The 26,530-nt window shown below is 36.0% G+C and carries 19 protein-coding genes and 1 riboswitch; of the genes, 13 read left to right on the forward strand and 6 right to left on the reverse strand.

Translation table 11 applies throughout. The annotated features are described in order from the left end of the window. Positions 1–48 precede the first annotated feature (48 nt). Genes PK35_RS17190 through PK35_RS13175 form a run of 4 tightly spaced genes read right to left on the reverse strand, consistent with a single transcriptional unit; the run spans position 49 to position 10,422 of the window. On the reverse strand, positions 49–2,841 hold the full coding sequence (locus PK35_RS17190) for a beta-galactosidase (protein WP_052825995.1): 2,793 nt from the start codon (positions 2,839–2,841) through the stop codon (positions 49–51). Between the two features lie 6 nt (positions 2,842–2,847). Continuing rightward, a complete protein-coding gene (locus tag PK35_RS13165; protein ID WP_044627024.1) occupies positions 2,848–5,682 on the reverse strand; it encodes a glycoside hydrolase family 2 TIM barrel-domain containing protein in 2,835 nt (944 codons plus the stop codon). Between the two features lie 3 nt (positions 5,683–5,685). Beyond that, positions 5,686–9,030, reverse strand: coding sequence for a DUF5107 domain-containing protein (locus PK35_RS13170; RefSeq protein WP_044627025.1), 3,345 nt, complete (start codon positions 9,028–9,030; stop codon positions 5,686–5,688). Between the two features lie 6 nt (positions 9,031–9,036). After that, positions 9,037–10,422, reverse strand: a complete 1,386-nt coding sequence (locus tag PK35_RS13175) for a sugar porter family MFS transporter (RefSeq protein WP_044627026.1) — start codon at positions 10,420–10,422, stop codon at positions 9,037–9,039. A gap of 112 nt (positions 10,423–10,534) precedes the next feature. On the opposite strand from PK35_RS13175, the gene PK35_RS13180 reads away from it, so the two are divergent. Next, the gene (locus tag PK35_RS13180; RefSeq protein ID WP_044627027.1) at positions 10,535–11,413 is read left to right on the forward strand and encodes an AraC family transcriptional regulator; all 879 of its coding nucleotides are present in this window, start codon (positions 10,535–10,537) and stop codon (positions 11,411–11,413) included. A 3-nt stretch (positions 11,414–11,416) separates the two neighbouring features. Here the strand turns inward: PK35_RS13180 and PK35_RS13185 are convergent, their stop codons facing one another. Continuing rightward, a complete protein-coding gene (locus PK35_RS13185) occupies positions 11,417–13,207 on the reverse strand; it encodes a rhamnogalacturonan lyase (protein WP_044627151.1) in 1,791 nt (596 codons plus the stop codon). 497 nt (positions 13,208–13,704) lie between these two features. Here PK35_RS13185 and pnuC point away from each other — a divergent pair, with 497 nt between their 5' ends. The 12 genes from pnuC to moeB all read left to right on the forward strand — a co-directional run bounded on the left by pnuC (position 13,705) and on the right by moeB (position 26,023). Then, positions 13,705–14,337, forward strand: coding sequence for a nicotinamide riboside transporter PnuC (pnuC, locus tag PK35_RS13190; RefSeq protein ID WP_044627028.1), 633 nt, complete (start codon positions 13,705–13,707; stop codon positions 14,335–14,337). Continuing rightward, positions 14,298–14,867, forward strand: coding sequence for an AAA family ATPase (locus PK35_RS13195; protein WP_044627029.1), 570 nt, complete (start codon positions 14,298–14,300; stop codon positions 14,865–14,867). The genes pnuC and PK35_RS13195 overlap by 40 nt, the downstream gene beginning before the upstream one ends. Further along, positions 14,867–16,411, forward strand: coding sequence for a DUF4301 family protein (locus PK35_RS13200; protein WP_044627030.1), 1,545 nt, complete (start codon positions 14,867–14,869; stop codon positions 16,409–16,411). The genes PK35_RS13195 and PK35_RS13200 overlap by 1 nt, the downstream gene beginning before the upstream one ends. Continuing rightward, on the forward strand, positions 16,411–16,821 hold the full coding sequence (arfB, locus tag PK35_RS13205) for an alternative ribosome rescue aminoacyl-tRNA hydrolase ArfB (RefSeq protein WP_316930181.1): 411 nt from the start codon (positions 16,411–16,413) through the stop codon (positions 16,819–16,821). Before PK35_RS13200 ends, arfB begins: the two co-directional genes overlap by 1 nt. Before the next feature lie 314 nt (positions 16,822–17,135). Beyond that, the gene (locus PK35_RS13210) at positions 17,136–19,316 is read left to right on the forward strand and encodes a TonB-dependent receptor (RefSeq protein ID WP_044627031.1); all 2,181 of its coding nucleotides are present in this window, start codon (positions 17,136–17,138) and stop codon (positions 19,314–19,316) included. Positions 19,317–19,334: 18 nt separating this feature from the next. Beyond that, positions 19,335–19,431: riboswitch (TPP riboswitch) on the forward strand. 55 nt (positions 19,432–19,486) lie between these two features. After that, complete coding sequence (gene thiS, locus PK35_RS13215; protein WP_044627032.1) at positions 19,487–19,687, forward strand: sulfur carrier protein ThiS; 201 nt, start codon at positions 19,487–19,489, stop codon at positions 19,685–19,687. A 49-nt stretch (positions 19,688–19,736) separates the two neighbouring features. Then, positions 19,737–21,599 (forward strand): phosphomethylpyrimidine synthase ThiC, encoded by a 1,863-nt coding sequence (gene thiC / locus PK35_RS13220; RefSeq protein ID WP_044627033.1) that lies wholly within the window; start codon positions 19,737–19,739, stop codon positions 21,597–21,599. A gap of 194 nt (positions 21,600–21,793) precedes the next feature. Beyond that, the gene (locus tag PK35_RS13225; protein ID WP_044627034.1) at positions 21,794–22,399 is read left to right on the forward strand and encodes a thiamine phosphate synthase; all 606 of its coding nucleotides are present in this window, start codon (positions 21,794–21,796) and stop codon (positions 22,397–22,399) included. Positions 22,400–22,408: 9 nt separating this feature from the next. After that, a complete protein-coding gene (thiE, locus tag PK35_RS13230; protein WP_044627035.1) occupies positions 22,409–23,059 on the forward strand; it encodes a thiamine phosphate synthase in 651 nt (216 codons plus the stop codon). Between the two features lie 2 nt (positions 23,060–23,061). Then, positions 23,062–23,826: a thiazole synthase gene (locus PK35_RS13235; RefSeq protein ID WP_044627036.1), complete on the forward strand. Its 765-nt coding sequence runs from the start codon at positions 23,062–23,064 to the stop codon at positions 23,824–23,826. 9 nt (positions 23,827–23,835) lie between these two features. Further along, complete coding sequence (thiH, locus tag PK35_RS13240) at positions 23,836–24,945, forward strand: 2-iminoacetate synthase ThiH (protein WP_044627037.1); 1,110 nt, start codon at positions 23,836–23,838, stop codon at positions 24,943–24,945. Between the two features lie 25 nt (positions 24,946–24,970). Further along, positions 24,971–26,023, forward strand: coding sequence for a molybdopterin-synthase adenylyltransferase MoeB (gene moeB, locus PK35_RS13245; RefSeq protein ID WP_316930182.1), 1,053 nt, complete (start codon positions 24,971–24,973; stop codon positions 26,021–26,023). A gap of 1 nt (position 26,024) precedes the next feature. Here the strand turns inward: moeB and PK35_RS13250 are convergent, their stop codons facing one another. Then, positions 26,025–26,459 (reverse strand): hypothetical protein, encoded by a 435-nt coding sequence (locus tag PK35_RS13250; RefSeq protein ID WP_044627039.1) that lies wholly within the window; start codon positions 26,457–26,459, stop codon positions 26,025–26,027. Positions 26,460–26,530: the final 71 nt, after the last annotated feature.

Raw genomic sequence — 26,530 nt, forward strand, 5'->3', positions numbered from 1 at the left:
CACTACGCTCAATATGACAAATAATTATTCTTTTAAAATTGCTCCATTTTACCTTACCTCAAAAACATGATGAAATTCAGGGTTAATTTCAATGTGTTTTATGCCTGTTTTATCAAACGTTTGTGGTTTATCGAAATAAAATTTTGGGTTTTCGCTGTCGTATGGTGTGATTTCAAAAACTAAAGGTTTGTGAGGTGTTACATTGATGTCTGTTAGGTTGATGCTCCATGTGGTTTCGTTGTTAAAATTATCGGCAACCAAATTGTCTCCAGAATAGCATTTTATTTTATTGCCCCAATAATCAATTCGTAAAAATACATTTTTGTAGTTTTTAATAGCTTCGGTATCTAATTTCAATTCGTAACGATAAGGTGAAAACGATAACTCTTTAACATCTTTTGGTTTTGTAACAATGTCAGGTTTTTCGGTTTTAGGAATTCCTTCCCAAGGCGCCGGAATTTTGTATTGCTCGGTGGTTGTCCAGCTTGAATCGGTTGGAAAAAATAGTTTTTTTGCGGTGTAAAATTCAACTTCTAAAACACCTAAAAATGCCTTTTCTTGATTGGTGTAAGGGTAATTTATGAGTATATCGTTTTTGCCTAGTTTTAAATAACCTGTTAAATCGAGTGTGTTTTTAGTGCCAGTTTTTATGGTTTGGTTCAACCATTTTCCGTTGATTCTGATATTGCCATTTTCTTCGGAATAGAAATAAAATAGCGCTTTTTTTATTTCAGACGGTTCGTTTAAAGTAATGGTTTTATAAAACTGTTTGTTGTATAATTCTTTTTTAGCGGAATAGCTTTCAGGTGAAATTTTAAGCCATTTCGCAGTTGAGCTTAAATCGATTGTATCCAATTCAAAACTGATGCTTTTTTCAGTGTTTATTTTGGTTAAAGTTTTAAAACCATTTTGCTTGCTGATTTTTGTTTTTCCTGAAGCTTTTAAAGTTCCGTTTAAGGCTGTAATGTCATTTGAAGCATCGGTTGAAAACAGATTTAGTTCGCCGCCTTGGTTATTCATGGTTAAATTCCCAGAGGACAAATATGCATAGTCATTATTTTTGTGTTTAAACAGCCAAAAATTATCTTTTTCTACTTGGGAAAGCACAAAAATGCGTTGGGTTTTTCCGTTGATAGTTTTTATGATAATGGGGTTTCCCAATCCAGATGACGCATTTTTAATTAAAAAGTTTCCGTTATTTCTGCTGATGGGTTTTCCGTTAAGACTAACACTGGTAACATTGTTTTTAGCGATCAAAAACTCAGGACGAATGCCATCGTTTTCAAAAAAATACCAATCTTCTGTTTTTTTGTTATATACATTACAAATGAGTTGTGCTGAAGCATATTTTAATACAACATCATTCATTTGAAGATTTACAGGCCAAATAAAAAGCGTTTTATCTTCAATAGTAATTGGTTCAGAAGGGATTTTTATACTTTCATTTTTTAATTGAATATTAAACTGAACATCTTTTTTAACTGATTTTTCATAACCGCGATAGTAATTTGAAGCGAATAAAAAGCCACTATCATCTTTTACACGAAAGGCGTATTGTAAACTGTCTGGATGGCTATTATTTTCGGGAATAATTGGTGTCATAGGTGCTAATTGCTCACCAAATTCGGATAAGAAATAATGAAAAGGCTTCAACTTTTTGTAAGCTTTCGCTATTTCACCTGTTTCTCGAATGGCTGCTTGAAAATCATACGATATGTCTGGATATTCATTCCAATAACCCGATTCAATTTTGTTTTCTTCAAGTGTGGTGAATTTTCCAACGGGGTTTAATCCGCCAGCAAACACATAATAACCTGGTAAATTACTACCAGATGCAACACTAGATGTTGAAATACTTACACCATCAATAGCATCGATTATTGGGCGACGATGCTCCGATATTTGATTGCCAACACCCAACTCGCAAGTAAAATAGGGGTACAACGAATAATTAGGTGTGTATTTTGATGACTCATCTTTATGCCCAATACTTTGATCGTTAATAGGTTTGTTAAACACATAACTTTCGTTGTTGGTGATTTTCTTTAAATCGGTGTTCCATGGTGCTGCTGGATAGCCACCCCAAAGCGGAATGACCTCATTTTCGGGTACCGATGCGTTGCGCCAACCCGTAACCGTGTACATGGGCAAATCCATGCCATACTTTAGAGCAAATTCTTTTAACGCCATAATATGATATTCGCCACCTTTACCACGCCAATATTCATTTTCTAACTGAATACCGATTATTGGACCACCATCTTTATAATACAATCCGTTGAGCTGTTTCGAGATTTCGTTGTACCACCTGTCAACGTATTCCATGTATTTTTCGTCGTTGCTACGAACCTTCATGTTTTCTTTTTTCAAAATCCAATCAGGTAAACCGCCATTTCGGACTTCGCCGTGGCACCAAGGCCCAATTCTAGGATATGCCCAAACATTATGTTTTTTACAGAGTTCGATAAAGTGTCTTAAATTGTTTTGTCCTTCCCAATTAAAAACACCTTCTTCCTCTTCATGATAAATCCAAAATACATAAGTTGAAATAATGGTAATGCCATTGGCTTTCATTTTTAAAATGAGTTCTTCCCATTTTTTTGGATTGGTACGTGAAAAATGAATTTCGCCCATAACTGGTAAAACGGGTTTACCATCAAGCATCATGTATTTATTGTTTACTGTAATTTCTTTGCCTTTAGGTCCAGGATCGCCCATTTTTAAAAGACCTTCCACAATTTCTGGTTCATCAATATTGGCATTAATATGAATGGTTTGAGCAAACAATGTTGTACTAAACAAAAGCACAAAAACACCGATTATATTTGAAAAAAACTTCATTTATTTTTATGGGTTTTCAGTAACGTACGAGTTCCAAACGTCACGTTTTTTTTCCTCGAATAATTCATTAATTACACTCAAAGCAACTTCGTTTTCAGGTTTAAAATCATCAGATTTCATATAACCGATTATACTTTTGTAAAGTTGATTTGAAACAAGTTTAGAAGCATCACTTTCATTCAAATCAATAGAACAAACCATTAAGTTACCACCGTTTACTTTGGCTTCAAAAAGCATTGCTAATCGTCGGTTTAAAAACCAGGTATCAATAGGTTGTACCATTGGTCTAAAATCTGTTGGGAAGTTTTCTAAATTCATTATTTGTTGTCTGTTCGCAACTTCCCACCATTGTAAATCGCTGTAGTAATCGGTTGGAAAATCGCTAAAAACAGGATGCTCATTTTTAATTAAAATACCTGTGGTGTGTGGCGGACGCATTTTAAACCATGACGTATTCCAAAACACAGGCGTTTGGTATTGCACGATATCTTTGCCGTTTTCAACAGTTCCTGAAGCCAGAAGTAAAACCTTGCCACCTTCTTTTAAAATAGTTTGCGCTTTAGCATCTAGCTTTTTACAAATATGAATATTTGATGTGTTGACGACTTCTGTAAGCTCGGGATAAACCCAAACGTTCCACTGATTTTTGTAATTACCAACACTAACTTTTAGTGTGAATTTTGATGAGGTTTCAACAAAATTTAATGGTAAATTAATTGTTCCTATACCGTTTCCTTTTCCGATCAGGATATCATTTGTATTTAAAGTGCCTGATTTTAAAACAGAATCATTTTCATCGATTAATTCCCATTTCGGATTGGTGTTTTCAAGTATTTTTCCACTAAAATTAGCGACTTCAACTTCGGAAATTAGAGTTTCATTATTTGAAAATGTGTATTTAGGTAGTCGCACTAAAGGCACCACATCATTACAAAAATCGCTAAATTCATCAGATGAAATATAACCTTTTTCATCCCAAAAAGCATCTAAAACACCAACCAGAGCGGTCCCTTGACCAGAAAAATCATTTAAACTCAATAACTGAAAACCAGCTAGATTAGGTGTTCTCAACGTTGCTTCAATTTCTTGCTTGTAGCACGAGGCTTGTAGTTTGCCCGAAGCCATTAAAAAATCGTGCGCTTGGTCTGTCATATGGTGGTCTGCTAAATCTTCTTGAAACAACTCAAAATTTCTTGCTTTTAACGGACCAGTGTATTTTTTGATTTCATCAAAATTTGGGAATGCGCACCATTGTCCCATCTCGAAAGTTACATAAGGGCGTTCTTGATTTTCGGTATTGTTTCTATAATCAAAAAGACTTTGCGGCAGCTCGTTTTTCCAGTTTAAACCACGCGGCGGGGAGCGCACAATAAAATCGCTGTTATCTATAATTGCCCAACTTCTGCCTGTTGAAGCACCTGTAAATACGCGTTGCGAATCGTAATCTTTAAAATGACTCACCCAGTTTTCAAGATACGGCACATAATTTCCAGAAGGTTCGTTGCCGTAAGCCATCATAACAAAGGATGGATGATTGCCATAAGTATCAATTATACGCTTCGTTTCTTCCATTAAATACTTGTCGATGGGTTTGCCGTTACCTAAACTCACCGAATATTTTGCCCAACTTGGGCCTTCAACTTGCAAATATATTCCTGCTTTATCGGCAGCAATAAAAGCTGCTTCTGGCGGACAATACGAATGAAAACGCACATGATTTAATCCAAACGATTTGCAAATTTTGTAAATACGTTCCCAAGACGCTTCATCGGTTGGTGGATATCCAGTCAACGGAAACACGCTACATTCGGTTGTTCCGCGAAGCGAAATAAGTGTGTCGTTTATTTTAAATTGTTTATCATCAATAGTAAAAGCACGCATGCCGAAAACTGATATTTTGGTGTCAAATTCCGTTTTATCATTACTCAAAGTCGCTTCTAATTCGTATAAATTAGGATTGAATTCGCTCCACATTTTAAAATCATCACCCATTGGGATTGTGGTAATCAATTCTTCAGAATCATTCAATTTAAAGCTTGTTGTCGCTATTTTATGCTGATGATTTAAACCATTGATTTTAATTTCTGCCGAAAGGTTTTCAGAAGGTTTTTCATTTAAAATTATTTTAGCTTCAACCGATTTATTCTTAATGTCTGGAGTGATTTTTAGATGTTTTATGCTGTGCTTATTTTCCGCGCTAAGCGAAATATCGCCAACAATACCATTCCAATTGCCTTGTGTATGGTCGGAAATACTGTGTGAATTTATGCCTACATCCAAATCGCGAATAGCATTATCAACTTTAATAATTACCGTGTGTTTACCTGGAGTAATAGGCTGATTAAATTTATAAATATGCGGTGTAGAAAGGCTGTTTTGCGAACCGCCGTAAATGGTGTCGAGCCAAACTTCGGTTTGCCAATGTGGGCGTTCGAGTGTTAAGGTGATGGTTTTATTTTTCCATTGCTCAGGAATTTCAATGTCTTTTTTATACCAAGCAGCGCCAACATAGCGTTTGGTGGGCGTTAACCAAAACGGGAATTTTAGGCTGTCCGTTTTGCGGTATTTTGCCATGGCAGGATTAAAAAACCATGTGCTGTCGTAAATACTACCTGTCCACTCGGTTGTAAGTGTTGGGTTTTCACCAAAATTTTGATCTCTTAATGCAGCAGGTAAACTAATAGTATCTGTAAAATTAATGCTTTTCCAATGCGACTTATTCGTGTTGTCGAGCGCTAATTGCCAATTTCCAGAGGCATCAATATGATTAATGGATTCCTCTTTGCAACCCATAAAAAGTAAGGCGGCAAGCATAAAAATATGCAGCTTAAAAGTGTTCATAAATTAAGGTTTTATGTATTTAGTTTCGATGGTTTTTAAAAGGTTTTTTACCCCAACATGTATGGTGTTAAGTTCTAAAATTTCGGCGGCTAAATGTTTTGCGTTGTCGAAATCTTTAAGTCCGATAGCGGCTAAAAACAAGAGGTATTTTGCATCAACGGTATTGCGTTTTTGTAAATCGTCGTTAAACACTAAAAGTAGCGGCAATGATGTAGCAAAATAGTCAATTTTAGCTTCGGTATTTAATTTTTGTTCTGCAAATGCTTTAATTTGAAGCAATAGCGAATGCGCTTCCTCAACTTTACCAAGTTCTTGCAGTGATAAGGCTTTGTAATACGATAATTCGGAAAAATTACTCACCGCCATATCAATAAAATCGCCATTTTCGTTTACGCTTTCGCGGAAATAATTCTCGGCTTGTTCAAGATTACCCAGTGTTTTCTGGCTTTTACCAATCCAATAATTAATATGGGCGATGGCTTGAAGCGGATGGTATTTTTCGCCTAAATTATCAGGCGTGTTTATCGATCTTTCAAAAAACTGAAGCGCTTTTTGAGCATCACCATGGTTTAAAGCTTCCTGACCGAGCATTAAATTAGCATGCGTAAATTGTTTTAAAACTTGTCCTTCGCCACCTTCCCACGGATGGAAATTACGGTTTTCTAACAAGTCCAAGGCTTTTTGATATTGCCCTTCAAAATTATACAAGGCGGCCAATTCAACACAAAAATCATCGCGTGTTGTAACTTGTTTTATAATTTTTTCTAAATCCTGTAAACGATCCTTCGGGTTGTCGTTTAACTTTTTTCGTAACTGATCGTATTCATAACGAATTCGAGTATCGTTTGGTGCAAAATCAATGGCTTGTAAAAAAGCGTCTTTAGCTTTTCTACCATTGTTTTGAGCATTCCAGTAGGCGATGCCTAAATTTCTGTAAAGCGTACCGTAATTACAATTAGCATTCGCGGCAGTTTCCCAAGCTAAAATAGCTTTGTCGTGTTGTTTTAAATTGAAAAAGTAATTGCCCAAACCATACGCTGCGACGGTATTTTTGGGATCTTGATTTAAAGCCCATTCCAGAACGATTTGCTCATAAATTCTTGAAGGAAAAACATAATCGAATGATGCGTTTTTGGTTTGATGTAATATCGCTTTTGAAGTGCTTTTGTAACCGTTTAACCAATGCGCCCAAGCCAAAATAAATTTAGTTAAAACCGAATGTTCCATAGGATTAGGAACCGCACTTTTTAAGACAGGATGGACATGATGCCATTCTAAAAGTTTGATGGCATTAGCATAAAAACCTGCTTCAATATAATTAAAAGCGATATCGATAATGGTTTGCGCGTCGTTTCTTGAAGACTTTAAAAAGGCATCAAAATTGTTAGTCAAATTTGCATTTTCAAATAAAGCCCATTGGTCTAAAGCATCATAGTTTAGAAGACTTTTTAGGGTTTGTTCCGCTTCAGTTTTTAAACCGAGTTTGTTTTGAATTGTTGCCTTTAAAACATAGACTTTATTGTTTTGTCTGTTGGTGTCGAGCGCATGCTCTAAATGTTTTAAGGCGGATGTGAAATCTGATTTTTTACAATCTAGCGTAGCTAAATGATAATAAGCTGCTGCTCGCCATTCAAAATTCCAAGTGGCTTTGTAAAATAGGGCGTAGGCATCGTTTTCTTTTCCTAAAAATTGACAAGCCAATGCGCAAAAGTAATGCGCTTCACCAGTTTGCGGATTAGGATGATAACTGGTTAAAATAGCAGTGGCTTGTTTAAGATGGTTTTCTGCCGTAATAAAATCACCATTTTTAAGGGCTGTTTTTCCTAAACCAATATACGATTTGTAAGCATTTGGGTCGCGGCGAATAGCTTCTTCCCAATACGGTTCTGGGTAGCGTGTTGGGTGACGATAAAGTTCTAAATGCTCTGCAATGAGTTCGAGTTCGTTTACACTTTGAACGGCTTCAGGTTGCTTAGGTTCTGTAGCCTCTTTGCGGTTTCGGTCTAAGTTAACCTTACGGTGATGATAAGCAATGAGTTCTTCATTATTATCGTTTTTAACAATTAAAGAAACAGTGTTTTCTTGCCCAATATTAATCGTTTCTTGTTTGTTTATCCAAGGTTTATTTGGTGATATATCAATATTTATAAAACGTGTTTCGCTATTTTCTACTTTTAAAATGATGCTGAGATTTTTAAATGCTTTGCTTGATGCAACGCCTAAATCTAGGATGTTGTCATTTAAAATTTCTAAACGAATAGCCAAATCGGTGTTGGCGTTTTGTACTGGCCCAATGTTTTTATAACTCCACCAAAATTGCGAAAAGGTTTTGGTTTCATAAGGTTGTAAATAGGTGAAATCGGGTTGGTTATCGGTGTAAACGCCTGCCATAAGTTCAAAATATGGGCCGCCTTCATCGGTAAGTTCTCTATCCCAAGCCTTTCCAAAAGCTTCGCTTCCCCAAGTCCACTGCTTTTTCCCTGGAGCAATATGTCGGTTCGCAACGTGCACAAATCCGCCTTGAGCGTTAAAATCGTAACCACCAAAAAAATCGTATTTCGTATCGCAAACCATGTAGCTTGTTGGTACGGGAATGTTTTGGTATTTGCGTAAATCGTTATGACCTTTGCGGTTGTTATAATCGATACCGTAGTAATCGTTGTTGGCTTCAGGAAAACTGCTCATAGCACGAACTGCGTGGTCTGCCACGTAATGCACATCGGGCGGAAAAAAACTTTGATAATTATCGTGCACTTCAACAGCCACATTTGCCCACCATAAAAAGGTTTGTGTTAACGGTGTGGTGTTGTAAAGTCTGCCGCGTAATTCAATTAAAGCGCTATTGGGACGTAGCCGAATACCGTGCATGCCTTTTAAGCGGTTCATGGGATCGTATTCGCTCATCCAAATGGTTTTGGCGCCATCGGGTTCAACCTCAATATGCGTATCGGTTGGTAAATACGTTCCAGGTCTGTGATGTTGCGGCCAGTTGAATTCCACACCACCACTAAGCCATGGTCCTGCTAACCCAACCAAAGCAGGTTTGATTACTTTTTGCTGATAGAAAAAATTGTAGTTATTGTTAGTTTTATCCTGTGCCTCAAAAATGCGTCCGCCAATTTCGGGTAGCATGACTAGCTTCACAAAATCGTTTTCGAGGATAGCAGCTTCATAAGTTTGATTTATTTTTTCATCAAAAACTTTATCAATAAAAGGCACCGGATACACCTTACCGGAAGAACCTTGATACACGCGTTTTTCAAAAAATACAGGGTTGATTTCTGGTTCTCCTAACGGGTAGGTTGGAATGTTTATTTGTGTGATTTCTGCTTTAACAGATGTGCTCATGATGGCTTATTTGGTTAATTCGTTTTCTATGGTTTCAAGTGATTTTCCTTTGGTTTCGGGTAGCTTTTTGTAGATGAAAATCAATCCGCCTAAAGATATGATGCCATACAACCAGAACGTTCCTGACGCTCCAAAAAAGCTATTAAGCAACGGGAAGGAATAGGTTAGGGTGAAGCTGGCTAACCAAAGCGCAATGGTTGCGACCGACATGGCTAAACCTCTTATTTTATTCGGAAAAATTTCTGATAAAACCACCCAAGTTACTGGTGCCAAAGACATGGCATAACATGCGATTGCGGTTACTACGAGAATTAGAAGCGGTAAACCTTCTACATTAAAAAAGTACGCGGCACCCATAAGCGCATAAATGGCAGCTAAACTAGCCGAACCAAAAAGCATTAGTGCGCGCCTGCCCCAACGATCGATGGTTGCCATGGCAATAAGCGTGAAAATAAGGTTGATGCTGCCAGTAATTACAATGTTGAATAGCATATCTGAAACGCCATAGCCTGCTGCTGTAAAAACCTCGTCAGCGTAATTGAAAATAACATTTATGCCACACCATTGTTGGAAAGCTGCGATTACTATACCTATTATTAGGATCTTTTTTAGTTTAGGATTTAAAAGTGTTTTGGTGTTGGTTTCAACCGAATTTTGTATAGATGCATTGATAGTTTCAAGTTCATTTTTAGCATAACTTTCTCCGCCAATTTTTGCTAAAATGCGTTCCGATTTTTCAGGGTAATTTTGTGCTAACCATCTTGGACTTTCTGGAACAAAAAACATAAGTAAAAAGAAAAGACCTGCAGGAATAAGTTCCATCCAAAACATAATACGCCACCCTGTTTGTCCGTTCCAAGAATTTAAAATTTCTGAGTTGGTAGCCATTTTTGAAACGGGTTCGGCGATTTGCCAATTTATAATTTGAGCTGCCAAAATACCAATCACGATAGTAAGCTGGTTTAACGAAACGAGTTTGCCTCTAATGTTGCTTGGGGAAATTTCAGAAATGTACATGGGCGATAAATTTGAAGCAAGCCCAATACCTACACCGCCAATAATTCTGTATACAATAAAAGGTGTGAAATGTTGTGCTGCGCCACTTCCGTAAGCCGAAATTATAAATAAGAATGCGGCCAGAATTAAAAGTTTTTTACGCCCGTATTTCTCACTAAGCATTCCTGAAAAAAAAGCGCCAAATAAACAACCTATTAAGGCGCAACTCATGGCCCAACCTTGAAGCGAAGGCGAATCAACAATATTAAAATACTGTTCGTAAAATGGTTTTGCGCCACCAATAACTACCCAATCGTAGCCAAATAATAAACCACCCATGGCGGTTACTATAGAAATGCCAATTAAAAAACGATAGTTAAATGAGGTGGTTTTCATGCGGTTTGAACTTAGTTGGTATATCTACAAAAATAGCAGATAATACCATGTTTTTAAATAGACAATTATGTTATAAAAATGGATTATCTTCTTATTTTTTGTATTTTAGATTATGATGTTGAACAAACCGACTATTAAACAACGAGCTATTGTTTTACCGAAAGGTATTTTACAAGAATTACAAGATAATCCTTTAACTAATAATTTGTATGTTACCGATATAGGTTGCTATTTAGAAGCATTAGGGCATAAAAGGGTTCGGAAAAATGGCAGTTCGGAATATATTTTAATGTATTGTACTTCGGGAGAAGGTTGGGTGGAGGTTGAAGGACGAACATTTACCTTAAAACCAAATACCTATATTATTTTATTACCGAATGTGCCACATAAGTATGGGAGCGATTCAAAAAATCCGTGGAGTATTTATTGGATACATTTTACAGGAGATAAAGCGGCGTTCTTTGTGAATTATCCTAATACCAAGGTGGAAATTGATGTGGCAACCAACTCCCGTTTTAGTGATAGGATTTTACTTTTTGAAGAAATATTCAATAATCTAGAACTGGGTTATAGTTTAGAAAATTTAGAGTACGCCAACATTTGTTTATGGCACATGTTGGGCTCGTTTAAATACCTGTCTCAATTCAGGAAAATAAGGGAATGGCACGAGCAAGATCGTATTGACCAAAGCATCCGATTTATGAAAACTAATTTATCTGAAAAGTTACATTTGGATATAATAGCTTCGCATGTTGGGTTGTCGGTTTCTCAATTTAGTTTATTGTTTAAAAGAAAAACAGGAAGAACACCACTTGATTATGTTACACATTTAAAAATTCAGCAAGCTTCAAAATTATTAGATTTTAGTTCACTTCGCATCAATGAAATAGCGCAACAAGTTGGTTATAGCGATCCGTTTTACTTTAGTAGAATTTTCACAAAAACTATGGGTAAATCACCTAAAGCCTATCGTAACTCTAAAAAAGGCTAATCCTTATTTTATAATTTTAATATCTGGTGTTTTAGGTTTAGGCATACCAACACCCAAATAAAATCCAGTGTGAGCAGGTTGATTGTAGCCAACATTTTGCCATGCAATACTTGTGCGATACAATGGGTCGTGCATTAAGGTAAAAATGCGTTCGTTGGTCGGGTATGGTGTTGAGAATATAACCAGTTTGGTATTGGCATCGTTTCTCCAAATAATTTCTTCGCGCCAATCGCCAAACAAATCCGCAATTAAACAAGGGTTTGATTTCGTGCCATTGTTGCTACGTAAGCTCATATTGTCGAAGTTGTAAGCGCTTAATAAAACTTTGGTGGTTTCGGTATCGGCATCCCATTTAGAGATGACGGTTTTATCGGCAATTTCACGAAGTAAATCGCCATCCCACCATGCGAACATGTTAAAACTAGCACCGCGTCGTCCTGCTGTTGGATAGGTTTTAGTAATAACCTCGCCTTTTAAATCGTGAATTCCTGTACCGTTCGAAGCCCACATTTCGGCACCTAAGTGATTCGGGTCTATATCGGCAATAACGCCACGACCAATATCGCCACGACCTGGAACACTCCAAAATACTTCCCCAGTTTTAGGATCGCGATAATCCATTTGCGGAACACTTGGGCGGTTGGCTTCTTCATGAACCATAAAATATTCTAAACCTTCGCGTGTGGGATCAAAATCACCTAAATGACTGGCGTCGCCATGACCAAAGCCCGTAGAGTAAAGTCCTGTGCCATCATCATCAATCGCACAGGAACCAAACTGAATTTCATCTTTACCATCATCATCAACATCACCAACGGTAATACTATGGTTTCCTTGTCCAAAATAGGCTTTGTTTTTTTCTTCGTTGGTATCGAAAACCCAACGTGTTTTCAGTTTGTTATTTTTAAAATCGTAAGCCGCAATTACGGTTCTTGTGTAATACCCGCGGCTAAACACCAAACTAGGATGTTTTCCGTCAAGGTAAGCTACACAAGCTAAAAATCGATCCACACGGTTACCGTAACCATCACCCCAATCGTTCACATTGCCACGTGCAGGAATATAATTTTCGGTGGTAATGAATTTACCAGTTTCACCAGAAAATACGCTTAAAAACTCAGGGCCTTCTAATACGTAACCGCGTTCGTTGCGATAATCGGCATTGGCATCACCAAGAATTTTACCGTTACTATCAGTAGTACCATCGGCGGTTTTGCAGGCAACTTCGGCTTTTCCGTCGCCATCAAAATCATAGACTAAAAATTGTGTGTAATGCGCTCCAGAGCGAATGTTTTTTCCTAAATCTATGGTCCAAAGTATATCGCCGTTAAATTCTAATCCTTGTAAAATGGTGTTTCCGGTGTAACCGCGATGCGAATTATCGTGCGCATTTGTAGGATACCATTTTAATACGATTTCGTATTGTCCGTCGCCATCTAAATCACCTACAGAAGCATCACTAGCGGTGTATTTAAATTCACGACCATCGGGCGAAGTACCTCCTTTTGGAGCGGTAATAGGTATGGTTTTGTAAATGTTATTCCAAACCGAAATGGGTTCCGAAGGTTTTTGTTCTTTGCCATTAAGCACCAAAGCCACTTTGTAAGTTTCGTTTGTTACAATTTTATCAACAAAATTACTGGCGTCTGTAATTGGGGTAGAGTTAAGCTTTTTATCGTTGCGGTACAAATTGTATGCACCGTTCTCAAATTCGGGAGCTAAAATGCGCCAACTGATTAAAACGTCTTCAGATGATGTTCTAACAGCTAAAAGTCCGCGATCTAAATGTTCCATTTGTTTTTGTGCAATACTGAAGAAACTCAGAAGCAGAAAAATTGTAAATGAAATTTTTTTTAAGAAGGTGTTAAAATATGAATGTGGCGGTTTTGGAGTAAAACATGATGATGAAAACGATTTTTTCATAAAGGTTGGTTGTTGGTGATTATTTTAAAATGACTTTAAATGTTTTACTTCTTAGGTGTTTAAGTTGATCTCGCCGTTAGAAGTAAAGTTTGTTTGCATCAATAATCTTGCCGTTTTGTAATTAATGTTCAGTTGACTATTCAACAAAAAAACTAAAAGTACATTAAACTATTCAAGACTTGCTAGCCATTTTATAATTTTAATGTTATCAAACTTTTGGTTAATGAGTAAAAATAAGTTTTGTAAACAAACAAACCATCTTGTGGTATCATGCTTACGGATGAAAGGTTGAATTTTAAATATCTATCTAATTAATTTTTGAAAGCCGTATTTATTTTGAAACTTTGTTGCTAGTGTAAACACAATTTATGATTTCAATTTTTGATTATTTTTTCGGACAATACGCTGAATATGAAACCGTAGACATTATTCTAGAGGCTATTGCTATAGTTTTTGGATTTCTCTCGGTAATCTATTCAAAAAAAAATAGTGTTTTAGTGTTTCCTACAGGCATGGTAAGTACCTTGATTTTTGTGTATTTACTCTTAAAATGGGAATTGTTAGGTGATATGATGATTAACGCCTACTATTTTATAATGAGTGTGTATGGTTGGTATATTTGGACGAAGAAAATTGATGCTGAACATGTTACTCCTATTTCGCGAACCACGTTTAACGAAAAAAAAATAAGTTCGGCTATATTTTTGGCAACATTGGTTTTTGTTTACTTAGTTTATACAGCATTTGATAAATGGACAAGTTGGGTAGCCTATATAGACACATTAACCACAGCTATATTTTTTGTTGGTATGTGGCTTATGGCAAAACGAAAACTTGAAAACTGGATATTTTGGATAATTGGCGATGTCATATCGGTGCCCTTATATTTTTATAAAGGCTTTACATTAACGAGTTTGCAATATTTAGTATTTACAATAATAGCCTATTATGGTTATAAAGCATGGAAGAAAAACTTAAACAGCAGCCAGCAAATTGCATAAAAGTCGTTTTGTTTGGTCCCGAATCTACTGGTAAAACCACATTGTCGAGGCAGTTGGCACGGTATTACAATTCTATTTGGGTGCCCGAATATGCGCGCGAGTATCTTCAAAATAAATGGAATAACGAGCGAAAAACTTGTGAAGCAAACGATTTGGTGCCTATTGCCATTGGCCAAATGGAACTTGAAAACGAGCTTGCCCAAAAAACCGATACTATTCTAATTTGCGACACCGATTTACTAGAAACTAAAGTTTATTCCGATGCGTATTACGTGGGCAGTTGCGATCCCATTTTAGAAAAATACGCCATAGAAAACACCTACGATTTATATTTTTTAACCTATATAGATACGCCTTGGGAGCCAGACGATTTACGTGATAAACCCAATCGAAGAGAAAAAATGTTTAAGGCTTTCGAGGATACTTTAATAAAATACAACCGTCCCTACGTACTACTAAAAGGTAACAAAACAGAACGATTAGAAATAGCAGTAAAGCATATTAACAAAATTCTAAAAAGTACAAACTAATGTTTACAGAAAAAGATCTCGAACAAATTAAGCAAAAGGGCATTACGCTAGAGCAGGTTGAAGCTCAAGTGTCGCGTATTAAAAATGGCATGTCGTATTCCAATTTAATATCGGCAGCAACCATTGGCGATGGTATTGAAAAATACGACGATGCCACCATGCAACAACTTATTGAAAGCTACAACGCCAAACAAGATAGCCTAGATATTTTAAAGTTTGTGCCAGCTTCTGGTGCGGCAACGCGTATGTTTAAATTTCTGTTTCAATTTTTAAATAAATTCAACCCAGAAACCGATACGATTGAGACTTACGCCGAAGCTAATAATGATAAATTGATAAAAGCGTTTTTTGAAGGTTTAGAGCAATTTCCGTTTTACGAAACAGTTATGGCTAAAGCAAAAGACCTAAACCCTAATTTTGATGCGTTAACCGAAAGCGAAGCCAGTTATAAAATTGTTGAAACAGTTTTGAGCGAAGAAGGTTTAAACTATAGCTTTTTACCAAAAGGCTTATTGCCATTTCATAAATACGATGCCGGTGCAAAAACACCATTTCAAGAGCATTTAATGGAATCGAAAATTTATGCCTCATCAAACGGAAAAGCTAATTTACATTTTACCGTTTCAGAGAAGCATCATTCGTATTTTAAAGCTGAATTTGAAGCTGTAAAAGAAGCGCTTGAAGCCGAAACAGGCATCAGTTTTAATGTAACGTATTCTTATCAAAACGAGGCTACCGAAACTTTAGCGCTAACAACCAAAAACGAAATCTTTAGAAAAGAAGACGGTTCCATTTTATTCAGACCAGCCGGTCATGGCGCTTTGCTTGAAAACTTAAATCAGTTAGATAGCGATATTATCTTCATAAAAAACATCGATAATATTGTGGTTTTAGAGATGAATAAGGATATTTCAAACTACAAAAAGGTACTTGCTGCAGTATTGCTTGAAGCGCAAGAACAAGCATTTGCTTATTTAAATGATTTAGATAGTGATGCTGATGAAGCGAAGTTACTAGAAATTGCTGCTTTTGTAAAAAGTAAATTGAATGTGGTTTTAGATGATGATTTTGATGATTTCTCGAAAGTTGAAAAAGTTACTTATTTAAAAGATCGTCTAAACCGTCCAATTCGAGTTTGCGGAATGGTTAAAAATGAAGGTGAACCTGGTGGTGGCCCATTTTGGGTTAAAGATGAAGACGGAAACACCTCGTTACAAGTAGTAGAGTTTGCTCAAATTGATGATAAAAATTCACAGCAAAACGATATTGTACAAAATGCAACACATTTTAATCCAACCGATTTGGTTTGTGGTGTAAAAAATTACAAAGGAGAAAAGTTCGATTTAATGCAATATGTCGATCCTGAAGCGGCGTTTATTACCATGAAAACCCAAAACGGTATCGATATTCAAGCATTGGAATTACCAGGACTTTGGAATGGTAGTATGGCCTATTGGAACTCTATTTTTGTTGAGGTTCCCGTAGAAACGTTTAACCCTGTAAAAACAGTAAACGATTTATTAAAACCAGTACATCAAGCCTAGTGAAAATTAAAGAAGACACCTTAATACAAGAACTCGCCTTTAAAGCTATTCGTAGCTCGGGTAGTGGTGGGCAACACGTAAATAAGGTGTCTTCAAAAATTGAATTGACCTTTAATTTAAAGGATTCGCAAGCCTTATCCGAACTTCAAAAATTACGCATCGAAGAAAAGCTTAAAAATAAACTGACTAACGATGGTGTTTTGGTGCTGCAATGTGGCGAAACTCGAAGTCAGCATAAAAATAAAGCCATTATTATCCAACGATTTTTAGAATTAATAAAAGCATCGTTGGTGGTTTCTAAAAAACGTATTCCAACAAAAGTGCCTAAATCGGTAATAAAGAAGCGGTTAAAAAACAAACGACAACTAGCCGATAAAAAAGCAAATCGCAGAAAACCAGATATTCAGTAAAAAGTTGTAAATAAATTATAAAAATTTAACATTTCGTTTTTATCTTTGCGTCGTTCTCAAAAAGGGGTGCTTACTTAATTCAAAATTCTGAATTCAGAATTTTGAATTAAAAAAAGGCTGAGATCATACCCAACGAACCTAGAACAGGTAATGCTGTTTAGGGACTACGAACGTAAATAAAATGTCTAGTAGACATTTTTAGTGAGTATCAAAAAAACTATGTTTTTTTGCTTTTAACGTGCGTTCAACAAATCATTTTTTACTAACAACAAAGAATAATTACCTCTTTTTATTCGATTAATTTTTTAATCGACATGAAAAATTTATTCATTAATTTGTCATTCCTGCGAAGGCAGGAATCTCATCGATTGGCGTGTTTCACTTTAATATTTGCTTTAATTTGCTTTGAAGGATACGCGCAACAAAACCAAACCCAAAACGATTCTACATCAACCCAAAAACTAGACGAAGTTTTAGTTAACGCAGTGCGTGTAGATGCCGATTCGCCCATTACACACTCCGATGTGAGTAAACAAGAATTGGCGAAACGTAATTTAGGGCAGGACATTCCAACCTTATTAAACTATTTACCATCGGTAGTAACCACTAGTGATGCCGGTGCTGGTGTGGGTTACAGTAGTATTCGTGTACGTGGTACAGATGGTACGCGTGTAAATATTACCATTAATGGAATTCCGTATAACGATCCTGAAAGCCAAGGGACGTTTTGGGTGAATTTAGGTGATTTTGCCTCATCAACCGAGAGTTTACAATTGCAACGTGGTGTTGGTACATCAACCAATGGTTCAGCGGCTTTTGGAGCCAGCTTAAACTTACTTACCGATGCTTTTTCTGAAGAAGCTTCAGGTGAAATTGCCAACAGTTTTGGTAGTTACAACACCAGAAAACACACGGTAAAATTAAGTACAGGTTTACTTAATGATCATTTTGAAATTTCTGGGCGTTTCTCAAAAATTAATTCCGATGGTTATGTAGATCGTGCCTTTACCGATTTAAAATCGTATTTCCTTCAAGGTATTTATAAAGATGATAATACCTTAATAAAGGCTTTAACTTTTGGTAATCAGGAATACACGTATCAAGCTTGGTATGGTTTAACTGCCGATGAGTTGCGGGAAGACCGTCGCCAAAATCCATACACTTACGATAATGAAACCGATAATTACTGGCAAAACCATTATCAATTACATTGGAATGAGCGTATAAGTAACAACTGGTCTACAAATATTGGTTTAAACTACACCAAAGGAGAAGGCTATTTTGAACAATACAAACCTGAAGAAACGGCTGCAGATTTTGATAATTTAATCGAAGAAGGTTCCGATGTTATTGTGCGTCGTTGGTTAGATAATCATTTTTACGTGATTAATGCAAACGTTACTTATAAAACATCTGGTTTAGAGTTAATTTCTGGCGGATCGTACAATACATATTCTGGTGATCATTTTGGTGAAGTAATTTGGGGAAGCGATTTAGCAGAAGGCACTAACATAAGAGATCGTTATTATTTTGGAGATGCTAAGAAAAGTGATTTTAGTGTGTTCTCGAAAGCAACTTTTAAATTAGCTGAAACACTTACAGGATTTGTAGATTTACAAGGCCGTTTTGTAAATTATGAAACTGAAGGCTTAGATTCTGATAGAAACGATTTTAATACCGATACTAATTTTAGTTTCTTTAATCCTAAACTTGGTTTAACCTACAAACCATCGGATAATAATAGCTTTTACGCTTCGTTTGCTAGAGCCAATCGTGAGCCAAATCGGGACGATTTTAAAGCAGGTGTAACCGAGCACGAAACATTAAATGATATTGAATTAGGTTGGAGACACAACACCGATAATGTTGCCCTAAGTACTAATTTATACTACATGTTTTATCAAAATCAATTGGTGTTAACAGGCGAGTTAGATGATGTGGGAAGCCCAATTAGAGCAACCAGCGGTAAAAGTTACCGCTTAGGTTTAGAGGTTGATGCTACTGTAAAATTCACCAACTTTTTTAACACTACAACCAATGTGGCATTAAGTACTAACAAAAACCAAGATTTTACTTCATCTATAGACGGAGAATTGTTAAACTTAGGAAATACCGATATTGCATTTTCACCAAATGTGGTTATTGGAAATGCGTTTAATTTTTACCCAACCAAAAATTTACAATTGTCGGTATTAAGTAAATACGTTGGCGAACAATACATGGGTAATATCGACTGGGAATCATCAAAGTTAGATGCGTATTTTATCAGTGATTTTAACGTAAACTACGAGCTTAAACCAAATAAAATATTTAAATCTATTATACTTTCTGGTTTAGTAAATAACATGTTTAATACCGAGTATGTGTCTAATGGGTATTTTGGAACTTATGATGACACTTGGTCTACGCCAGGAGAAACAACAACACTAGATTATGCAGGGTATTACCCTCAAGCAACCATTAACTTTTTAATGAGTGTTACCTTAAAATTCTAAAAAAGATCATTAACATATTGTAAGCTTTAGGAGTAGCTAGTTTTTACTAGTTTGAGAAACATCCTTTGAACCTGATTTGGTTAATACCAGCGTAGGGAAAAGTTATTTCTTTAATATGTTTTTTAAAATAAAAACATAACGCTTCATAAAGTTTACCTAACGCACATAAAATGCAAGTAAAAGTAAACAATACAATACATCAAGTTTCAGAGAATCAATCGTTACAAGCTCTTGTAGATCAATTACAAATTTCTACAAGTGGCATTGCCATTGCCATAAACAACAGTGTAATTAGAAAAGATGATTGGGACACTACGTTTTTAAAAGAAAATCAAGATGTATTAATTATTAAATCAACTCAAGGCGGATAAATAAATGCGTTTAAGCATAGTTTTTTAACAAACCACTAACTATAAAATTATGAAGCAAAAAGATACCGCACCAAAAAAAGATGGTGTAACTAGAAGTCCGTTTCCAAATTCAAAAAAAATCTATCTTCCAGGATCAATACATCCAGAAATTCAGGTTGCTATGCGAGAAATTGAGCTTAGCGATACTAAAGATTCCATGACTGGAAAACTAACACCCAACCAACCTGTTACTGTTTATGATACTTCAGGCGCATACACCGACCCTGATAAAGATATAAACATTCACAATGGTTTAGAGCGCATTCGTGAACCGTGGATTAACCAACGAAACGATGTAGAAACTTTAAATGAATTTACCTCAAAGTATTGTAACGAGCGTTTAAACGATACCAGTCTCGATCATTTACGTTTTAACCTAAAGCATAAACCTAAACGCGCTAAAAAGGGTAAAAATGTAACACAATTACATTATGCAAAACAAGGTGTAATTACTCCCGAAATGGAATACATTGCTATTCGAGAAAACCAGCGTATAGATGAAATAACAGAAATTGCAAAACAACATAAAGGTGAAGATTTTGGAGCTTCAATACCCAAAAAAATAACACCAGAATTTGTGCGAAGCGAAGTCGCTAGAGGTCGAGCTGTAATACCAAATAATATAAATCACCCAGAAAGCGAACCCATGATTTTAGGTCGAAATTTCTTGGTAAAAGTAAATGCTAACATTGGTAATTCGGCAACAACATCTTCTATAGAGGAAGAGGTAGAAAAATCGGTTTGGGCATGCCGTTGGGGTGCCGATACTATTATGGATTTATCTACCGGAAAAAATATTCACGAAACACGCGAGTGGATTATTCGTAATTCGCCAGTGCCAGTGGGCACGGTGCCAATTTACCAAGCTTTAGAAAAGGTAAATGGCGTTGCCGAAGACCTAACTTGGGAAATTTTTAGAGATACCCTAATAGAACAAGCCGAACAAGGTGTGGATTATTTTACCATTCATGCTGGTGTACTTTTACGCTATATTCCTATGACAGCTAAACGTGTAACAGGTATTGTATCTCGCGGCGGTTCTATTATGGCAAAATGGTGTTTAGCGCATCATAAAGAAAGCTTTTTATACACTCATTTCGAAGATATTTGTGAAATTTTAAAGCAATACGACGTTGCCTTTTCTTTGGGTGATGGTTTGCGTCCAGGTTCTATTGCCGATGCTAACGACGAAGCTCAATTTGCAGAGTTAGAAACACTTGGAGAGCTTACAAAAATTGCCCGCAAACACGATGTGCAGTGTTTTATAGAAGGTCCAGGGCACGTGCCAATGCACATGATAAAAGAAAACATGGATAAGCAACTCGAACATTGCGACGAGGCTCCGTTTTACACTTTAGGTCCGCTAACAACAGATATAGCACCAGGTTACGACCACATTACATCGGGCATTGGTGCCGCTATGATAGCTTGGTACGGTTGCGCCGTTTTATGCTATGTAACACCAAAAGAACATTTAGGTTTGCCTAATAAAAACGACGTTCGCGAGGGCGTAATAACCTATAAATTGGCTGCTCATGCTGCCGATTTAGCCAAAGGACACCCAGGAGCTCAACACCGCGACAATGCATTAAGTAAAGCGCGTTTCGAGTTTCGTTGGGAAGACCAATTTAACCTTGGTTTAGACCCAGAAAAAGCACGTGAATTTCACGACGAAACTCTACCTGCTCAAGGTGCAAAAATAGCACACTTTTGTTCTATGTGTGGACCAAAATTTTGTTCTATGAAAATATCACAAGAAGTGCGCGATTTTGCTGCAGAAAATATAATTGCCGATGATAATGAAGTTATAAAAAAAGGATTCGAAGAAAAATCTAAGGAATTTAAAAACAAAGGTTCAGAGGTTTATCTTTAGCGTTTTAAGGGCGTTACCCCGAGGTGTCGGGGTCGTGCTTTTCGCGCTCGCTTTTTTTTTTGGCTTTAAGTAGCCAATAAAAAGAGCTCAAACAACGCTGCAATCACTAACGCAAACCACCTGCTAAGTGCCGTTTTTTGACTTTATAATTGTAGGTCTATCGTATTTTTTTACACCTAAAAACAACATGTTTTATGTTAATTGTAATCACATCAGAAACTAATTTACCAAATGAGGCTACATTAATAAACCAACTGTTTAAAACTGGTTTGCAAGTGCTTCATTTGCGTAAACCATCATTTCAAATAAACGATTATCGTGAGTTTATCAAACAAATTCAAGTTAAGTATCATTCAAAAATAATGATTCATCAATACCATGAGTTATCCGAAGAATTTGGTTTAAAAGGCGTGCATTTACAAGAACAAACTAGAATAGATCTATCAGAAGATTTATTTCAATTTGTTGAATATTACAAACAAAAAGGTTATACGGTAAGTAGTTCGTTTCACGATCCAGAGGTTTTAAATAACTGTAAGGTGCCATTTCATTATCACTTATTAAGTCCCGTGTTTTCATCCATATCAAAACAAGGCTATCAAGGTAAAGGGTTTAATGTAAATGCTATAAATAAAACCATTATTGGTATGGGAGGTGTAACCGCTCAAACCATTCCAAAAATGTTAGCCTTGGGTTATCGAGGTGTTGGTGTTTTAGGCGGCGTTTGGAATACTAAAGATCCTATACAAAGTTTTAAAATTATACAAGACACATTTTTAGGTGTTAACATAAAGTATTAATTAAAATATATGATATCAAAATTACATTACATATCGCAAGGCGATACGCCAAAAGTGCATTTAAGTAATATTCAAAACGCTTGCGTTTCTGGTGCAGATTGTGTGCAACTAAGGTTAAAAAAAGTAGATTTTAAAACGGTTTTAGATATTGCCTCGCAAGCAAGAGAAATAACCAGTCATTTTCAAACGCGATTAATCATAAACGATTATTATAAAATTGCGAAAATAGTTAAAGCCGATGGTGTCCATTTAGGAAAAACAGATGCGTCACCAACAGAAGCTAGGGCACATTTAGCCTCATGGCAAATTATTGGTGGTACTGCAAATACGCTTCAAGATTGTGAAAATCTAATTCATAAAGAGGCAAACTATATCGGTTTAGGACCTTTTAGATTTACCAAAACAAAAGAAAATTTAAGCCCAGTTTTAGGACTTAAAGGTTATCGCGCCATTTTAGACGAGTTACAAACTAAAATTCCCATTTTGGCTATTGGTGGCATCACTTTAAATGATGTTTCTGAGTTACTTCAAACGGGAATTTATGGTTTAGCTATGTCTGGTGAAATAACTTCTAATTTTAATAACATATCAATATTAAACAAACTGCTTAATATGCCTGCTTTAAACGAACAGGTTTGGAAAGCACCAAAAAATACATAATTATGAGTTTACAAATAGCAAATAAAACCTTTACATCACGGTTGTTTACAGGAACCGGAAAGTTTAGTAGTTCTCAACTCATGCAAGACGCTTTGTTGGCTAGTAAAAGTGAGCTTGTAACCGTTGCTTTAAAGCGCGTAGATGTAACTAACGATAAGGATAATATTTTAACGCATTTAAATGAGCCACATATCAATTTATTACCAAATACATCGGGTGTTCGTGATGCAAAAGAAGCTGTTTTTGCTGCCGAATTATCGCGAGAAGCCTTAGAGACCAATTGGGTAAAGTTAGAAATACATCCAGACCCAAGATATTTGTTACCAGATCCAATTGAAACCTTAAAAGCAGCAGAAATACTTGTTAAAAAGGGGTTTGTGGTGATGCCTTACATTCATGCCGATCCTGTTTTATGCAAGCGTTTAGAAGATGTTGGAGTGCAATGTGTTATGCCGTTAGGCGCACCCATAGGAAGTAATAAAGGGTTAAAAACACAGGATTTTTTAGAGATTATTATCGAGCAATCTAAAGTGCCTGTAATTGTTGATGCTGGAATAGGTTCGCCATCGCATGCAGCTCATGCTATGGAAATGGGGGCCGATGCCGTTTTAGTAAATACAGCAATTGCAGTTTCACAGAACCCAGTGGACATGGCTAAGGCTTTTAAAATGGGTGTTGAAGCTGGTAGAATGGCTTTTGAAGCGAAGCTAGCACCTATAAAACAACAAGCAGAAGCCAGTAGTCCATTAACTTCATTTTTGAGCTAAGTAATAGTTATGCAGTCTTTTGAAAACATATTAAATGCCTATTCTTGGAACGATGTTTTAGCTAGTATTCATACCAAAACTCAAACCGATGTAAAAACTGCTTTGTCTAAGCAAAAACGAAATTTAGAAGATTTTAAAGCTTTAATTTCACCTGCAGCGAAACCCTTTTTAGAGGAAATGGCACAATTAAGTAGGCAACTTACTAAAAAGCGTTTTGGTAATACCATGCAAATGTATGCGCCTTTATATTTAAGTAACGAGTGCCAAAACATTTGTACTTATTGTGGGTTTAGTTTTACCAACAAAATTCCGAGGCGAACACTTACAGATGCCGAAATTTTAAAAGAAGCTAATTATTTAAAACAAAAAGGATTTGACCACGTGTTACTTGTAACAGGAGAAGCCAATAGAACTGTTGGGGTAGATTATATAAATAATGCTATAAAATTAATTAAACCTTATTTTGCTAACATCACAATAGAAGTGCAGCCATTGGAGCAAGAAGAATACGAATTACTCATACAAAATGGCTTGTATGCCGTTTTAGTTTACCAAGAAACGTATCATAAAAACGAATATAAAAAGCATCATCCTAAAGGAAAAAAATCTAATTTTAAGTATCGTTTAGAAACTCCCGATCGTTTAGGGAAAGCAGGTATACACAAAATAGGTTTAGGTGCTTTGTTTGGTTTAGAAGACTGGCGTGCCGATAGTTTTTTTACAGCCCTTCATTTAAATTATTTGCAAAAGCATTTTTGGCAAACAAAGTATTCCATTTCATTTCCCAGATTACGACCACATTCGGGTGGTTTAGAACCTAAAGTAGAGATGAAGGATGCTGATTTAGTACAACTTATTTGTGCTTACCGTTTGTTAGATGAAGATGTAGAACTCTCGATGTCTACTCGCGAAAGCGAACATTTTAGAAACCATATTGTAAATTTAGGTATTACATCAATAAGTGCAGAGTCTAAAACCAATCCAGGAGGTTATGCCGTTGAGCCACAATCGTTAGAGCAGTTTGAAATTTCGGATGAACGCAGTACAGAACAATTCACAGGTATGCTTAAAAAGCAAGGTCTGGAAGTCGTTTGGAAAGACTGGGAACATTTTAATTAATTCAATTCTAATTTTGTAGAATATTATGTTAACACAAGAAGAATTAAAACAATATAACCGACATGTTATATTAGATGAAATAGGTGAATCTGGACAAATAAAACTAAAAACCGCAAAAGTTTTAGTTGTTGGTGCGGGAGGTTTAGGTTGTCCAATTTTACAGTATTTAACAGCCGCTGGTGTTGGAACAATTGGTGTAATTGATGATGATGTTGTAGATCAAACAAATTTACAGCGTCAGATTTTATACACTGTCGACGATATTGGTAAGCCTAAAGTCGAAGTTGCCGTAAATCGCTTGTCAAAGTTAAATCCGTTTGTAGAATTTAAAGTTTTTGTCGAGAAATTATCAATTCAAAATGTCATTGATATTTTTAAAGATTTTGATATTATTGTTGATGGCAGTGATAACTTTCAAACTAGATATTTATGCAATGATGCAGCGGTAATAGCAAACAAACCTTTGGTTTATGGATCTATATTTAAGTTTGAAGGGCAAGTAAGTGTTTTTAATTTTAATAGTAGTGCTACTTATAGGTGTTTATATCCAACACCTCCCAAACTAAACGAATCTCCAAACTGTTCGGAAATTGGAGTTATGGGTGTTTTACCAGGAATTATAGGAAGTTTACAAGCCAATGAGGTTATTAAAATAATTTGTGGTATTGGCGATGTATTGGCTAATAAACTTTTGGTTTTCGATGTGTTATCCATGCGACAACTTACTCTGGATTACAGTAAAACCGAAAATTCGAGCATAACTAAATTAGAAACTAATTACGATTTTTTTTGTGGCATAGAATCAATAGATAACGACATTACTTTAGCAGCTTTAAACCAAAATAAAAGCACGTTCAACCTGTTGGATGTTCGTGAACACTGGGAGCGCCAGCAATATCATATAGGAGGTTTGCATATTCCTTTAGCTCAATTGCCAACAAGGTATCATGAAATCAATACAGAAAAGCCACTTGTGGTGTATTGTAAATCTGGAGTACGTAGTAAAAAGGCAATAAGCTTTTTAAAAGATGTTTTGTCAAAAAAAAGCAATCTTATAAACTTAAAAAATGGTTTGTAGTTTAATTGTAAATAGTTAAAATATTTCCGCTCTGCTGTACACGGTAGTTTTTTAACGCACAAACCAAAGTTGGGTCGTCACTATTATTTATTTCGCCAGTAAGTAAATTGTATTCATTGCCATCACCACATTCGCTCTCACAAAAAAGACCATTGGGCACCAAATGGGAACAAGTTCCAGGAACATAATTTGGGTCGCTGGCATCCCATGCCATAAAGCTAGATCCTGTATTGGCAACTATAATACCTGCGTTTCCAATATTTTGGATATAAATAGAGTTAGCAACAAAATTCAACTGGCTATATTCAGGAAGACTTAGGTTAATATTTAAGTTTATATTAAGGTCTAATAAAAAATTACAGTTTTCGTTTCTTACGGTATTACTGCTACAACTAAATAAAAATAGGGCTAAAAATAGTGCGCTGAGAGATTTCATAGGGAACATAAATTTTGGGCAATTTACAACAAAAGTAAATTGTTTTAGTAATGATTTTACTTTATAAGTGT

The organism is Neotamlana nanhaiensis (assembly GCF_000943555.1).
Taxonomy (GTDB): Bacteria; Bacteroidota; Bacteroidia; order Flavobacteriales; family Flavobacteriaceae; genus Neotamlana; species Neotamlana nanhaiensis.

What these genes read in the sequence shown, in the direction of transcription:
- PK35_RS13200 (WP_044627030.1), top strand. Translation starts at nt 14,867, where the DNA reads ATGTTTACAGAAAAAGATCTCGAACAAATTAAGCAAAAGGGCATTACG.
- PK35_RS13195 (WP_044627029.1), top strand. Translation starts at nt 14,298, where the DNA reads ATGGAAGAAAAACTTAAACAGCAGCCAGCAAATTGCATAAAAGTCGTT.
- thiS (WP_044627032.1), top strand. Translation starts at nt 19,487, where the DNA reads ATGCAAGTAAAAGTAAACAATACAATACATCAAGTTTCAGAGAATCAA.
- PK35_RS13185 (WP_044627151.1), bottom strand. Translation starts at nt 13,207, where the DNA reads ATGGAACATTTAGATCGCGGACTTTTAGCTGTTAGAACATCATCTGAA.
- PK35_RS13235 (WP_044627036.1), top strand. Translation starts at nt 23,062, where the DNA reads ATGAGTTTACAAATAGCAAATAAAACCTTTACATCACGGTTGTTTACA.
- PK35_RS13165 (WP_044627024.1), bottom strand. Translation starts at nt 5,682, where the DNA reads ATGAACACTTTTAAGCTGCATATTTTTATGCTTGCCGCCTTACTTTTT.
- PK35_RS13250 (WP_044627039.1), bottom strand. Translation starts at nt 26,459, where the DNA reads ATGAAATCTCTCAGCGCACTATTTTTAGCCCTATTTTTATTTAGTTGT.
- thiH (WP_044627037.1), top strand. Translation starts at nt 23,836, where the DNA reads ATGCAGTCTTTTGAAAACATATTAAATGCCTATTCTTGGAACGATGTT.
- pnuC (WP_044627028.1), top strand. Translation starts at nt 13,705, where the DNA reads ATGATTTCAATTTTTGATTATTTTTTCGGACAATACGCTGAATATGAA.
- PK35_RS13175 (WP_044627026.1), bottom strand. Translation starts at nt 10,422, where the DNA reads ATGAAAACCACCTCATTTAACTATCGTTTTTTAATTGGCATTTCTATA.
- thiC (WP_044627033.1), top strand. Translation starts at nt 19,737, where the DNA reads ATGAAGCAAAAAGATACCGCACCAAAAAAAGATGGTGTAACTAGAAGT.
- thiE (WP_044627035.1), top strand. Translation starts at nt 22,409, where the DNA reads ATGATATCAAAATTACATTACATATCGCAAGGCGATACGCCAAAAGTG.
- PK35_RS13170 (WP_044627025.1), bottom strand. Translation starts at nt 9,030, where the DNA reads ATGAGCACATCTGTTAAAGCAGAAATCACACAAATAAACATTCCAACC.
- PK35_RS13210 (WP_044627031.1), top strand. Translation starts at nt 17,136, where the DNA reads ATGAAAAATTTATTCATTAATTTGTCATTCCTGCGAAGGCAGGAATCT.
- PK35_RS13225 (WP_044627034.1), top strand. Translation starts at nt 21,794, where the DNA reads ATGTTAATTGTAATCACATCAGAAACTAATTTACCAAATGAGGCTACA.
- moeB (WP_316930182.1), top strand. Translation starts at nt 24,971, where the DNA reads ATGTTAACACAAGAAGAATTAAAACAATATAACCGACATGTTATATTA.
- PK35_RS13180 (WP_044627027.1), top strand. Translation starts at nt 10,535, where the DNA reads ATGATGTTGAACAAACCGACTATTAAACAACGAGCTATTGTTTTACCG.
- PK35_RS17190 (WP_052825995.1), bottom strand. Translation starts at nt 2,841, where the DNA reads ATGAAGTTTTTTTCAAATATAATCGGTGTTTTTGTGCTTTTGTTTAGT.